This window comes from Microbispora sp. CA-135349 (assembly GCF_050947365.1).
Lineage (GTDB): Bacteria > Actinomycetota > Actinomycetes > Streptosporangiales > Streptosporangiaceae > Microbispora.
Window position 1 is genome coordinate 442,446 of sequence record NZ_CP192001.1, and the last position, 13,381, is coordinate 455,826.

At 72.4% G+C, this 13,381-nt stretch carries 12 protein-coding genes; 6 read left to right on the forward strand and 6 right to left on the reverse strand.

Features of this window, described 5'->3' with window-relative positions; translation table 11 throughout:
• Positions 1–7 precede the first annotated feature (7 nt).
• The 3 genes from ACQPZZ_RS02260 (at position 8) to ACQPZZ_RS02270 (ending at position 2,798) form a co-directional block, all read left to right on the forward strand.
• A complete protein-coding gene (locus ACQPZZ_RS02260; RefSeq protein ID WP_432928461.1) occupies positions 8–478 on the forward strand; it encodes a MarR family winged helix-turn-helix transcriptional regulator in 471 nt (156 codons plus the stop codon).
• Between the two features lie 105 nt (positions 479–583).
• Entirely contained in the window at positions 584–2,014 is a 1,431-nt protein-coding gene (locus ACQPZZ_RS02265) for an aldehyde dehydrogenase family protein (RefSeq protein ID WP_432928463.1), read from the forward strand.
• Between the two features lie 262 nt (positions 2,015–2,276).
• The gene (locus ACQPZZ_RS02270; protein ID WP_432928465.1) at positions 2,277–2,798 is read left to right on the forward strand and encodes a hypothetical protein; all 522 of its coding nucleotides are present in this window, start codon (positions 2,277–2,279) and stop codon (positions 2,796–2,798) included.
• Between the two features lie 68 nt (positions 2,799–2,866).
• On the opposite strand, the gene ACQPZZ_RS02275 is transcribed toward ACQPZZ_RS02270, so the two are convergent.
• A complete protein-coding gene (locus ACQPZZ_RS02275) occupies positions 2,867–3,289 on the reverse strand; it encodes a hypothetical protein (protein ID WP_432928467.1) in 423 nt (140 codons plus the stop codon).
• Here ACQPZZ_RS02275 and ACQPZZ_RS02280 point away from each other — a divergent pair.
• On the forward strand, positions 3,282–3,770 hold the full coding sequence (locus ACQPZZ_RS02280; RefSeq protein WP_432928469.1) for an SDR family NAD(P)-dependent oxidoreductase: 489 nt from the start codon (positions 3,282–3,284) through the stop codon (positions 3,768–3,770). The two genes, ACQPZZ_RS02275 and ACQPZZ_RS02280, sit on opposite strands and share 8 nt — an antisense overlap.
• Positions 3,771–3,880: 110 nt before the next feature.
• Here ACQPZZ_RS02280 and ACQPZZ_RS02285 read toward each other — a convergent pair whose 3' ends face one another.
• The 4 genes from ACQPZZ_RS02285 to ACQPZZ_RS02300 form a co-directional block, all read right to left on the reverse strand.
• On the reverse strand, positions 3,881–8,305 hold the full coding sequence (locus ACQPZZ_RS02285) for an HAD-IC family P-type ATPase (RefSeq protein WP_432928471.1): 4,425 nt from the start codon (positions 8,303–8,305) through the stop codon (positions 3,881–3,883).
• 403 nt (positions 8,306–8,708) lie between these two features.
• Positions 8,709–9,059 carry an STAS domain-containing protein gene (locus ACQPZZ_RS02290; RefSeq protein WP_432928472.1) on the reverse strand — a complete coding sequence of 117 codons (351 nt, stop codon included), beginning with the start codon at positions 9,057–9,059 and terminating at the stop codon, positions 8,709–8,711.
• A 200-nt stretch (positions 9,060–9,259) separates the two neighbouring features.
• Positions 9,260–10,114, reverse strand: coding sequence for an SAM-dependent methyltransferase (locus ACQPZZ_RS02295; protein ID WP_432928474.1), 855 nt, complete (start codon positions 10,112–10,114; stop codon positions 9,260–9,262).
• Between the two features lie 149 nt (positions 10,115–10,263).
• Positions 10,264–10,767, reverse strand: coding sequence for a VOC family protein (locus tag ACQPZZ_RS02300; RefSeq protein ID WP_432928476.1), 504 nt, complete (start codon positions 10,765–10,767; stop codon positions 10,264–10,266).
• A 196-nt stretch (positions 10,768–10,963) separates the two neighbouring features.
• On the opposite strand from ACQPZZ_RS02300, the gene ACQPZZ_RS02305 reads away from it, so the two are divergent.
• Entirely contained in the window at positions 10,964–11,176 is a 213-nt protein-coding gene (locus tag ACQPZZ_RS02305; RefSeq protein ID WP_204048993.1) for a hypothetical protein, read from the forward strand.
• Positions 11,177–11,334: 158 nt separating this feature from the next.
• Here the strand turns inward: ACQPZZ_RS02305 and ACQPZZ_RS02310 are convergent, their stop codons facing one another.
• The gene (locus ACQPZZ_RS02310; RefSeq protein WP_432928478.1) at positions 11,335–11,973 is read right to left on the reverse strand and encodes a FadR/GntR family transcriptional regulator; all 639 of its coding nucleotides are present in this window, start codon (positions 11,971–11,973) and stop codon (positions 11,335–11,337) included.
• Positions 11,974–12,057: 84 nt separating this feature from the next.
• Here ACQPZZ_RS02310 and ACQPZZ_RS02315 point away from each other — a divergent pair, with 84 nt between their 5' ends.
• Positions 12,058–13,296 (forward strand): MFS transporter, encoded by a 1,239-nt coding sequence (locus ACQPZZ_RS02315; protein ID WP_432928480.1) that lies wholly within the window; start codon positions 12,058–12,060, stop codon positions 13,294–13,296.
• Positions 13,297–13,381: the final 85 nt, after the last annotated feature.

Sequence of the window (13,381 nt, forward strand, 5' to 3'; positions counted from 1 at the left end):
AGTCGTCGTGTCAAGGCACAGATCCGAGATGCTGCGGTCGCTCATGGAGGCGATGCGCGAGAACGCCGGCCGCGGGGTCGTGCTGCATCAGGCCATCGCCGACCGGTTCGGGCTCGGGCCGACCGACTTGAAGTGCCTCGATCTGGCCCGCCACGAGCCGGAGCTGACCGCGGGGCGGCTGGCCGAGCTCACCGGCCTGAGCACGTCGGCCGTCACGTCTCTGATCGACCGGCTCGAACGCGGGGGCTTCGTCGAGCGCCGACGGGACGGCCTCGACCGCCGCAAGGTGCTGATCCGCTCGACGGGACGGCACGAGACGGCGCTGGAGGAGATCTTCGCCCTGGTCGAGTCGGAGTTCCGGGCCATCGCCGCCGACTACGACGACGAGCAGCTCGCCCTGCTCATCGAGTTCGTCGCCCGGCTGAACGAGCGGGCGCACGAGGTGACCGCCGCGCTGACCGGCCGCCCGCGGCGCTGACCGTTGTCGGTCGTCGCATACGGAAAGTGAAGAAGCCGGGTGATATCCGTACGCGCCGGAGGGTAGAGCGATCCCAGCTGTGCGAGTCGCGGGAGGAGAACCGGGGTGCGGGACAGGGATCGCTGGGTGCTGACCGACGGCGAGTGGACGGCGAGCGCGAACGAGCGAGACCGCACGATCTCCGATCCGGCCACGGGGGAGCCGGTGGGCGACTTCCCCGCCGGGTGCGCGGAGGACGTGGAACGGGCGGTCGGCTCGGCCCGCCGCGCCCAGCCCGGCTGGGCCCGTACGGCTCCCGCCGAGCGGGCCGCGTGCCTGCACCGCATGGCCGACCGGATCGAGGCCCGCGCGGACGAGCTGGCCGAGCTGGTGACCAGGGAGATGGGCAAGCCGATCGGCGACAGCCGTGGCGGCGTGGCGGCGGGGATCGGCACGCTGCGGCAGTACGCCGAGCTGGGGCCGCTGCACCGTGGCCGGAGCCTGCAGGGCGGCTGGGACGCCACCGACCTCATGGTGCACGAGCCGCGCGGTGTCGTCGCCGTGATCACCCCCTGGAACGACCCGGTGGCCATCGCCTGCGGGCTCGCCGGCGCGGCCGTGGTGACCGGCAACACGGTCGTGCACAAGCCGTCGGAGCGTACGCCGCACACCGGGGCGCTGCTCGCCGAGCTGATGGCGGCGGAGCTGCCGCCGGGCGTGCTGACCATGGTGCCGGGGGACAGGCATCCGGGTGAGGCCCTGGCCGCGCACCCGGGCGTCGACCTCGTCGCGCACGTCGGCTCGACCGCCGCGGGCCGGGCCATCGCCGCCGTGGCCGCGCGCACCGGTGCGAAGACCCTGCTGGAGAACGGCGGCAAGGACCCGCTCATCGTCGACGCGGGCGTGGACGTGAAGTGGGCCGCGGGACAGGCGGCGACCGGATGCTTCGCCAACGCGGGGCAGATCTGCACCTCCACCGAGCGCGTCTACGTGCACCGCGACGTCGCCGAGGAGTTCCTCGCCGCGCTCGTGCAGCGGGCCGAGGAGCTGCGCGTGGGGCCCGGCACGAACGAGGAGACCACGCTGGGGCCGCTCGTCGACCGGGCCCAGCGCGACGTCGTGGACCGGCACGTACGCGGCGCGATCGAGGCGGGCGCACGGCTGCTGACCGGCGGGTACGTGCCCGAGGGGCCGGGGGCCTTCTACCCGCCGACCGTCCTGGCCGACTGCACGGAGAACATGGACGTCATGCGCGAGGAGACGTTCGGGCCGGTCGCGGCGGTGCGGGTGGTCGAGTCGTTCGACGAGGCGCTGGAGCTGGCCCGCGAGTCGCGGTACGGCCTGGCGGCCACCGTCCTCACCCCGTCGATGGCCAACGCCCAGCGCGCCTGGCGCGAGCTGCCGGTGGGCACGGTGAAGATCAACGCTGTCTTCGGCGGAGCCCCGGGAGGCGCGGCCCAGCCACTGCGCGCCAGCGGGCACGGCTTCGGGTACGGCCCTGAACTGCTCGACGAGATGACCCACACCAAGGTCGTCCACCTGAGCCCGCTGCGCTGAGCCTCCTGCGCTGAGCCTCCTGCGCTGAGCCTCCTGCGCTGAGCCTCCTGCGCTGAGCCCGCTGCTCTGCTGAGACCCACGGGGTGGCGTGCGGCTCTGCCGGGCGTTCGGGCGGACGGGTGGCGGAGCGGCGGACGGGCCGGCCGATGATCATGATGGGCAAGTTTCAACTTTGACCGGACATTGGACGCGGCCCGCGTGATCGGCGGTGACGCCCTGCCTACCGTCTTCCTCATACGATCCGTGACCTCGGGGGAGACTCATGATCATCTACTCGGCCGCCGCCGCCCTCGCCGCGACCCTGATCGCCGGACCGGCCGTGTCCGCCGACCCCGCGCCGTCCGCCGGCACGTCCGCGGGCGGCGCGGCGCCGCTCGCGGCCGCGCCGCCCGACACAGTGGTCAGCAACCCCGGCTACGGCCCCACCGGCCCCGACTACGCCCCCGGCTACGGTTCGGGGTACGCGCCGGTCGCCATGCCGGTCGCCGCGCGGCCCGCTGCCGTCATGGCACCGCCCAGCGAACCGAAGCAGGCCGTCTACCACCTGAAGGGCAAGGACGGCGTGCGCCACGACGTGGTGGTCGTCCCGATCTCGGACGACCCCTCCAAGCCGATCACGCTGCCCGACTTCGGATTCCAGAAGTTCAAGGTGACGGACAAGCCGCTCGCCCACCACCCGCGCGCCCACAAGTTCCACGGCCACGCGGCGCGGCAGCACCACGCCGTTCGGGGTTGGGGGAACAAGCACCGCCACGGCGGCAAGGCGCACCGCCGCCACCGCTGACGGCGCCGGGGACCCGTCGCCGGCGTCTTTCCGTCATCCGCCGGGTCTGACGGGACCGGCCGTCTCGCTCACGCGGCGAGCAGGCGGCGCAGGGCCCGCTCGGACGGGGTGCCGGGGTCGGCCGTGACGAACACCACCTGCTGGTCGTCGCCGGGGATGGCGAGCACGTCGCAGTTCAGGTGCAGCCGCCCCGCCCGCGGGTGGTCGACGACCTTGCTGCGGTGACCGGGGTCGTGCACCGGATCGGCATCCCATATGCGCGTGAACTCCTCGCTGCCCGCACGCAGGTCCGCGAGCAGCCGGCCGAGCGCCTCGTCGCGGGGATAACGTTGCGCGGCGCGGCGCAGCCGGGACACCACGATGTGGCCGAACTGCTCGGCGCTCGAGCTCTCGTGGTGGTGGCCGAGGAAACGCCGCCGGGCCATGTGGGCCAGGTCGGCGACCTCCTCCCGGCGCAGGCCGGGGGTGCGGCGGCGCTCGTCGGTGGTCAACAACGCCGGCGTCCAGGTGGACAGCCGCCCCGCGCCCGAGGCCGACGTCGACAGCTTCCGCCGTACGTTCGAGACGAACCTCTTCGGCGTCCTCGCGGTCACCAACGCCTTCCTGCCGGCGCTGCGCCGCTCGGCCCGGCCCCGCATCGTCAACGTCTCCAGCGGCACCGGATCGCTGACGTGGAGTGCGGATCCGGAGCGTCACTTCGCCGTCTCGGCCGGCTCCACCGCGGCGTACCGGTCCTCCAAGACGGCGCTCAACGCGCTGACGCTGCTCTACGCCCAGGCCCTCGCGGCCGAGGGGTTCAAGGTGAACGCGCCGGCCCCGGGAGTGCGGGCGACCGATCTCGCCCCGCGTGCCGCCGCCATCGGGGGAGATCCGGCCGAGGGCGCGGCCGGCGCCGTCAGGCTGGCCCTGCTGCCCGACGACGGTCCCACCGGCGGCTTCTTCTCCTGGGACGGAACGCCCGCCCCCTGGTGAGCGTCGTCTCCCGCTGAGCGCCCTGGTGCGCGCCCGGCCGCGGTGGGCGGGCGCCGTGCCGGCCGGCGCGGTGAACGCCGATGCGATCCGGTCAGGCCGGTGCGATCCGGTCAGGCCGGGACGGGGAGGTGGGCCGCGGCTCTGCGGCGTTCGGCCTCGGCGCGGGTCGTCGCCTCCCTGACCGGGCGCTGAACGAGCATCCCCACCAGCGTGGCGGCGGCCGCGCTGCCCAGCCCGATCACCCAGCCCGCCGGGCCGAGCGGCCGGCAGCCGAAGACCGCGCTGACCCCCGGCACCGTGACGATGAGCCACAGGACGGCCAGGGACGACAGCGCCGCGAGCACGACGATCCTGTCCCTGCCGCCGCCCGAGAGCGTCTGCAGGAGCTGCGCGGACACGAGCGCGACCAGGCCGATGGTGTTCGCCCGCGTGCGGGTTCCGGTCATGCGCCCCAGGATCCACGCGGCCGTCGCCCCCGCCGTCGTGACCGCCGCACGCAGGTAGATGTCGCGGGTCAGCGACTCGCCGAGCGACGCCTCGGGGCCCTCGGCGAGCAGCTTGTCCGGATCGGTCGACGCGGGCGGCCGTACGGCGACCGCCATGGCCGGCACCATGTCGGTGAGGAGATTGACCAGCAGCAGCTGCCGGGCGTTGAGCGCGCTGCCGCCGGCCAGCAGGTTGGTTCCCACGGTGAACGCGATCTCGCCGACGTTGCCGCCGAGAAGGATGCTCAGCGAGTCGCGCACCGAGGTCCACATCGCCCTGCCCTCGACGATCGCGTCCACGATCGTCTCGATGCGGTCGTCGGTGACGACGAGATCGGCGGCGGCCCGCGCGGCGGGCGTCGCGCGGGACCCCAGGGCGATCCCCACGTCGGCGGTGCGGATGGCGGGCGCGTCGTTGGCGCCGTCTCCGGTGACGGCGACGACCTCCCCGGCCCGCCGCAGGCACGTGACGATCCTGGCCTTGTGCGCGGGGGTGGTCCTGGCGAAGACCGCCACCTCGGGCAGCACCTTGGTCAGCGTCTCGTCGTCCAGCTCGTCCAGCTCAGGGCCGGTCATGACGCGCTGGCCGTTCAGCGCGTCCAGCTCGACCGCGATCGCCTCGGCGGTGCTGGGGTGGTCGCCGGTGACCATGACGATCCGCACCCCGGCCCGGGTGAGGCGCCTGACGCTCTCCGCGGCGGTGGACCTGACCGGGTCGGCGAGGCCGAGGAAGCCGAGGAAGCACAGCTCCTCGATGCGTGACTCGTCGAGGTCGCTCCGGTCGGAGGCGGGCCGCTGCGCGACCGCGAGCACGCGGTAGCCCTGCCTGGCCAGCCGCTCCACCTCGCGCCCCAGCTCCGTTCGTACGGCCTCGTCGCAGGGGACCGGCCCGGTGTCGCGGTGCACCGTGACGCAGTGGTCGAGCACGATCTCGGGAGCGCCCTTCACACTGAGCAGGTGCCCGTCCTCGGTGCGGCCGAGCACGGCGTGATAGCCGCGGCCCGGCTCGAAGGGCATCTCGTCCACGCGCTCCCAGCGTTCGAACCCTTCCTGGGGCGTGACGCCCAGCCGGTGCGCGCCGTCCAGCACGGCGCGGTCGGTCGGGTGGGCGATCACCCGTCCCCCGCCGGACTTGGGACTGGCCCGCACGGCCGCGGCGAGGACGCGACGCAGCGTGGTGTCCGCCTCCTCGGCGATCTCCTCCACCGGGCGGCCCGCCCGCCCGTCCGACACGTGACGCAGGCTGATGCGGCCCTCGGTCAGCGTGCCCGTCTTGTCGAAACACAGCACGTTGACCCGGCCCAGGGCCTCGATCGTGGAGGGGTTGCGCACCAGTGCGGCGCGCCTGGACAGCCGCCGCGCCGCGGCCAGCTCCGCCACGGTGGCGACGAACGGAAGCCCCTCGGGCACGGCGGCGACCGTCAGGCTGACGGCGGGCGTGAGCGCGGCGGCCAGCGGCCGTCCGCGCAGGAGGTCGGTGACGAGCAGCATCACTCCGGAGGCGATCGACAGCGGCAGGATGCGGCGGCTCAGCTCACGCAGGCGCAGCTCCACGCCCGTGGGCGGGCTCGGCTCGCCCGCCAGCCTGGCGCTGCGCCCCGACTCGGTCATGCCGCCGGTCGCGACGACAACCGCACGCCCGCTGCCCGCCGCGATCGACGTGCCCTGGTAGACCATCGAGCTGCGGTCCGCGATGGCCGCCGCCACGGTCGGCGCGGCGGTCTTGGCCACGAGCTGCGACTCGCCGGTCAGCGTGGACTCGTCCACCTCCAGTCCCACGGCCTTGATGACGCGGGCGTCGGCGGGCACGGCGTCTCCGGCGCGCAGCTCGATGACGTCGCCGGGCGCGAGCTCGTCCTTGGTCGTCTCGACGACTCCCCCGGGCCGGTGCAGCCGTACGAGGACCTCGGTCGACTCGGTCAGGCGATGCAGCGCCCGGTCGGCCTTGAACCGCTGCACGCCGCCGAGGAACGCGTTGATGACCATGACGCCGCTGATCAGCACGGCGTCGAGGGCCGAGCCGACGAGGGCGGATATGCCCGCGCCGGTGGCGAGGGCGGGCGTGAGCGGATTGGCCAGCTCCTCCACGGTGGCGCGGGCCAGCGAGTGCGGTCTTTCCGCCGCCTCGGGCGCGGCCTCCGTACGGCGCCTGCCCGCCTCCTGTTCGCCGATGCCGTCGGGGGAGGAACGGAGCCGTGCGAGCACCTCTTCGGCGGACATGGCGTGCCACGGGGTGGTGTCGGCGCGCGGCGGGGTGGGGATGCGCCCGGCGCTCTGCCCGCCCCACTCGCCCAGCACGATGGCGGCCAGCGAGACGGCGGCGCCGGCGAGCTGCGCCCGGCGCAGGGCGGTGGCGGCCGGGCCCGCGACGGCCAGCAGGGTGCCGACGACCGCGCCGGCCGCGCCGAGCCGTACGGCGTTCCCGCTGTTGGCGCGCGCCCGGGGCAGGCAGCGCAGGAGCAGGTGCGCGCTGTGCAGCTCGCCGGCGATGTCGGCGTCCCATGGCACGATGCATCCGGGCTCGACGGCCGCGGGATCGATCACCCCGACGCCGATGTCGGCCTGGGCGAGCGACTGCCAGGCGCCCCGCGACACGACGACCACGCAGTGGCCTCGCTCCTGCAGGTCGTGCACGTGCCGGCCGAGCTCGGCGCCGCCCGGCAGCGTACGGCCGATAGCCAGGCGCTGCGCCAAGCCCTCGTAGCCGCCCTCGTCGCCACCCGCGAGCAGGACGGTGCCTGCCGCCTTGGCCGCGCCGACGATGGGCACGGCCAGGGCGTCGATCTCCTGGGTGAGACCGGCGACGGCGACCCGGGTGCCGCCCCTGGACACCTCCACCGCTCGCAGCCCGCGCGACCGCCAGACGGCGGCGTCGGCGAGCAGGTCTTCCGGGTCCGGCAGCGGCCGGACCGACCAGCCGTCCGCGGTCCGGGCGCCGCCTGGGTCGGAGAAGTCGATGAGGGAGTAGAGCCGGGAGTACAGCTCGTCGGTGTCCTGTCCCGCCAGCAGCGGCTCGACGCGGTCGATCGTCCACGAGCCGGTCGTCAGAGCGTCGGCGTGCAGGACGATCGTGTCGACGCGGTCCATCGCACGCAGGCATTCGGCGTCGAAGACGACCGTGTCGTGTTTTCCGAGCGCGCGGCTGATCGCGCCGGCGAACGCGTCCCGGCTGAGGTCGGCGACCCTCGGGGTGGCGGACACGAGGATGGCCACGGCCCGTTCGCCCCGCGTGAACACCCGGGTCACCGCGTAGGCGGCGGCGCTGAGCGGGGCGACCAGGTCGGCGTACCGCTCGATCGGGCCGTGCGGCAGAGGAACCGGCCGCCGCCGGCTCTCGGCCCTGATGTGGTGGTAGGCCCCCGGACGCGTGGCCAGCCGTTCCTCCAGTCTCTCCCAGGCGTACCGGCTGGCCCTGGTCTCGATGTAGCGGCCCACGTTGGCGACGGCCTGCACGAACAGCGCCGTGGGACGGAGCGTGAGCGTCTGGGTGACGAGGCCGGCGGTGGTGAACAGGGCGTCGGTGGGACGGCGCCCGAGCCGGCGGTCGAGCTGCTCGCGGATGGCGGGCGTGGCGTCGGCCAGGTGCAGCAACGCGGGCACGGCCGCCGGCAGCTGAGGGGCCCGGATCGCCTTGCCCAGGAAGATCAGCCCGATTCCGGCGACACCGGCCGTCAGCCGCACGGTCGCCCGCAGGTGCTCCTCCACGAGATGGACGGGGCTCTCGTGGGCGTGCTCCTCCTGCTCGTCGAGTTCGGTGACGACGGCCAGCAACCGGTCCTGGTCGGTCCGCTCGGGATCGCAGGCGACGAAGACTGCGCCGATGCGGCCGTTGACCTCCGCACGCTCCACGCCGGGGACGGCCCGCAGCCGCTCCTCCAGCCGCCCGGCAGCGTCCTCGGAGCCGGGCCGGCCGATCCCCCGCAGGTCGATGCGCAGGCCGCCCGGGCAACGGCGCACCTCGCGAGGGCTCGGAAACAGATCCCGGAGCGGTTCGGGCAGCACGCCGCGCAGCAGGGCCGCGGACGTCGTGAGCATCTGGTTAAGGAACATTCGGCTCTCCAGCGGACGGGAGCCCGGACGCGGGAGTCCGGGCCGGAGCGGGCGGCCGTACCGGTGTGTCAACCGGTCCGGCCAGGTCGCCTCGTCATCGCCGCGCGGACGCGTGGCGGCGGCTGCGCCACGTCGGCGGATGGCCGCCTTCGGTGGCGGGCTGCCGGAGTGCCCGGAAATGGCTCATCACCCCTCCTCGCGAGAGTCGGGGGGAACTCACGGATGGATTCCGCCTGAACACGTACGAAGGCTCAAGCGCTGGTCATAACGGTCGTACGACCGTCCTCGGATACTTTTCCTCCATCCGGAGCGCGAGAAACGCGAGAGCGAGAGAAACCGCGAAAGAGAGAAACACGGCCGTCCGCGGTCGGCGTGGCCGTGGGGCCCGCGCGCGGTCGCGGGATCACCCGATGGTGAAAGCGGGCCAGTCGAGCATGCCGAGCAGCTTGCGCAGCCCGGGCTTGACGTTGTGCAGCCGGATCGGCCGGCCCAGGGGGGTGTCGGACAGCAGGGCCAGAGCGCGCAGGCCGTAGAGATCGATGAACTGGAGCTCGGCGACGTCCACGGTCCCGGTCCCCGGCCTCGTCCACTGCCTGTGCAGGGCGCCGGCGATGGCGTCGCCGTTGGTGAGATCGATCTGCCCGATCAGCCGTACGGAGCCGTCCTGGGAGGCGCGTACGACCAGTTGCTTGTCGAGGTAGAGCAGGGTCTTCTTGCTGAGGGCCGATTCGAACGACCCGTTGACGGTCATCATGACGGTGCCGCCTTCCTGTAGAGGGGCAGCCACCTCCGAGCATCACCGTCGCTGCTGACCGATGTCAACCGAACCGCCGTCCGGGTCACCGGGGGCCGCAGGCCGTCGCACCGGCCACGGACCCTGTGGCCTGCGGCGACTGCGCGCAGGCCGTACGACGAGGCCGTGACGTAACTCACGTTTAACGCATGAAGAGCTTTTCAGGGTTTATGTGCCACACCGCCGACGAAGGTGTGATAGGTGATGCCGCGATCGACGAACTCGTCGGGGTCCGGCCGCCACTCGGCGAGCGGCACCAGACCGGGGTCGAGGAGCGGCATATCGCCGAAGTAGGCCAGGATCTCGTCGCGGGTGCGCCACCGGCCCGTGCCCAGGTGCTCGTTGAACAGCTTCTCGGCCGACGTGGCCTGCGCCGACACCTCGGGCATGGCCGGGCCCGGGTTGTGGAAATGGGACAGCGCCAGATAGCTGCCGGAGGGCAGGGCCGCGCGGAAGCGGGCGGCGATCGCCTGAGGGTCCTCGTCGTCGTTGACGTGGTGCAGGATCGCGAACAGCAGCAGGGCCACCGGCTGGTCGAAATCGATGAGCGCCCCTACCGCGGGATGGTTGAGGATCGACTCGGGATCGCGGATGTCGGCCTCGATGACGGTGGTGCTCCCGTTCGTGGCGAGCAGCGCCCGGCCGTGCGCGAGCACGATCGGGTCGTTGTCGACGTAGACGACCCGCGCCTGCGGGTCGACCTGCTGGGCCACCTCGTGCACGTTGCCCTGGGTCGGCAGGCCCGAGCCGATGTCGACGAACTGCCGGATGCCCGCCTCGGCCGCGAGGTGACGGACGACGCGCCGGAGGAAGGCGCGGTTCGCGCGGCCCGCCGCGGGAGCGTCCGGCGCGATCTGCAACGTCGCCTCGCCCACCTGCCGGTCGATGGCGAAGTTGTCCTTGCCGCCGAGGAAGAAGTCGTAGACACGGGCGATACTCGGCTTGCTCGTGTCGATCCTGGCTTCCGCCTGCTCGTTCTCCGCAGGGGCACCGCTCACGTACTTGTCGTCGGCCACGATCCGTCCTGCTCCCTCGCCGTACCGGTCCAGACCGTGATCATGGTAAGGCTCCCGGGCGGCCGAAAGAAGGGCGTTTGCGATAAGTGGCACGAACAGGTCGGCCAGCGGGCCGCGGCCGGCTGCGACGGCGGCCCGTGAGGGCCGGATCAGACGCTGACGCCGACTCCGCCACGCGTCTGCGCGCCGAACCGCTCCAGTTCCTTCGCGAGGTCGAGCGGCCTGATCTGGGTACGTCCCTCCAGGATCTCGTCGGTGAGCAGGTCGGCGGGCACCAGCCAGGAGACCTCGAACTCCAGCCCGTCCGGGTCCTTCGCGTAGAGGGCCTTGGTGGTGGAGTGGTCGGACGCCCCGACCAGGGCGTTCATCTCCGTCAGCGTGGTCGCGATCCGGTGCAGCTCGGCGAGCGTGTCCACCTCCCACGCGAGGTGGTAGAGGCCGACCGTCGCGCGCCCGGCGGCCGACGGCCCCGCCTGCGCCCCGATCTGGAACAGCCCGAGGTCGTGGTCGTTCGAGGATCCCTCGGCCTGCAGGAACGCCGCCCCGGGGAACGCCTGCACGACGCGGAACCCGAGGGCCTCCTGGTAGAAGGCCACGCTGCGGGAGACGTCCCGCACGTACAGCACGGCGTGGTTGAGTCGCTGGACCGGCATGACGCCCTCCCCAAAACTTGAACTCTCAAGTAATTGTACCTCGCCGGGTTCCCCACAAACTGTCGGTGGCAGGCCGTACGGTTGCCCACGGGCAAGCCGCCGGGGGGTGGCGAGCCGTCCGCCGGCGTTTCGCGCGACGCCGGACGCGGGCGGTCCGGTAGCGGGTGCCGGCGACGAGGCCGGCGAAGGGGGCGTCATGATCGTGGACAGGGCGACGCGGGAGCACGAGGACAACCTGGTCCTGTTCCGGGCGGTGCACGAGGTCGCCGTCCGTCATGCCGGTGCGCCGTACCACCAGGTGGTCTCGGCGCTGGCCGCCGGCCTGCCCGGCACGCCCCGGCTGGCCGCCGACGAGCTGCGGCGCATCGCCGAGGAGATCAGTCTCGGCCGCGACCCCTCGGGTCTGTGAGCCGTCCGGCCGCCCCAGGGACAACGGGGTCCGCACGCTCACCCGGGACGGCCTCCGCAACGGTCATCGGGACGGCCGAGGGGACCCGAGCGCGCTCGGCGTGCAGACGTCCGCAGGCGCGGTGACGCCTGGCCCGAGCGGGGAGGCGATTGCGTGGTTCAGCACATGAAGGGTTTGAAGATGGAAGCCACCTTCATGGCGGCGCGGTCGGCGTCCCCGTCCGCGATCGCCTCGACCAGCTCGTGGTGGTGGCGGTGTGCCGCGTCCTCGTCCTCGTTCTTCTCGTCGCGCATGTGGGCGGCGAAGACGTCGAGCATGCTGGAGTACAGCTTGACGTAGAGAGGGTTGTGCGTCGCTGCCACGATCGCGCGGTGCAGGGCGAGGTCGGCGCTCGCTCGCAGGTCGAGATCATCGGTCGACCAGCTCGCTTCTCGGCGGTCGCGCAGCTCGCGGAGCAGCTCGATGTCGGCGTCCGAGCGGTTCGACGCGGCCAGTGACGCCGCGGCGCTGTCAAGGGCAAGGCGTAGTTCCAGGTAGTGGCGACGGGTGCCGCCGGCGAGCTGACGTTCAAGAGTGCCTGTCAGCTCGGAGCTGGAGATGACGAAGGTGCCCCGGCCCTGCTCGCGGCGCAGCAGACCCGCGTGCACCAGCGACTGCAGCGCCTCGCGCACCGTGTTACGACCGATCCCGAACTCCGCGACCAGTGCGGCCTCGGTCGGTATCTGCTCGCCGACCGGCCAGCGTCCGGAGACCACCTCCTCGCGGAAGCGCTCGGCGGCCTGGTCGATGAGTCCCACTCGACGCATGGGCCGGCGCGTGCCAGACTCTCCGTAACTCATCCCATAACCCCATCATCTGCTAACATTACAATGGAGTATAACGTGGCAACGCTCTCCTCGTCGCTCGTTCCGTTGCATCGTGGGCGTCTGACCTTGTGGGCCTGGCTCGCCATCGCCCTGACAGCGGTCAACCTGCGCACGGCCGTGACCGGGTTCACTCCGCTTCTGGAGATCATCGGATCCGATCTCGGCTTCGGGGTGACGCTTGCCGGCCTGCTCGGCACCGTGCCGGCGGTGTCCTTCGGCGTCTTCGGGTTCCTCGCCCCGGCGGTGACGAGGAAGTTCGGACTCGAGCGCACGGCCACTGTGGCGCTGGGCCTGACGGCTCTGTCGATCCTGATGCGCGCCTTCTCTCCAACGCCCTTGTTGCTGGTGCTTTCGACCGTCCTGGCACTGGCCGGAATCGGAGCCGCCAACGTCGTGGTCGTTCCGTTGGTGAAGGCATGGTTCGCCGATCGACTGGCCCTGGGGACTTCGCTTTACCTGATCCTCATGCAGGCGGGCCAGTTCATCGCTCCGCTCCTCGCGGTCCCGGTGGCAGAAGCGGCGACGTGGCGGTTCTCGGTAGGCATCTGGGCGGGACCGGCTGCCGTGGCCGGCGTGGTCTGGCTCATCCTGGCGGTCAGGCTGCCCGCCGATCACCACGCGCCCGCGGCCGTGACGGCGGCCGATGCGAGACCGAGGATCAGCCGGTCGTCAACCGTCTGGGGCCTGGTGATCCTCTTCGCGATGATTTCGCTGTCCAACTACGGGATCATCACCTGGGTCCCGGCGGTGCTCACCGACGCGGGAGGCAGCGCGGCCCTGGGCGGCTCCATGGTCGCGCTCTACTCGGCATGGGGCATGCTCGCGGCCTTGGTGGTTCCCCACCTGGCCACGCGCATGAAGAACCCGTTCATCGTGGTCGTCGGGTGTGCGATCTTCCTGGTGGCGGGATACCTGGGCATGCTCCTGTCCCCGCTCGACGGCACGCTGGTGTGGGCATGCGCACTGGGAATCGGGGTGAGCACCTTCCCGCTCTGCATGACCCTCATCAACCGCCGGACCAAGAGCCCGCAGACGGCCTCCGCCGTGTCGGGCTTCGTTCAGGGCATCGGCTATGGGCTGGCGTGCTTCGGTCCCATCGGTTTGGGCCTGCTGCGCGAGGCGACCGGATCGTGGTCGATCCCGCTCCTGGTGCTCGCCGCGAGCGCCGTCCCAGGGGTGATCGCCGGCTGGTTCGCCTGCCGTCCTCGCTTCGTGGAGGACTCCGCGCCACCGGCCGGCGACGCGCGACGCTGAGCGGCAGCCGCGACGATAAGAGTCATGCGACAGATCCGGAATCCGTGTCACCGGCCGCACGCCACCGAGTGGCGATTCGGTAGCC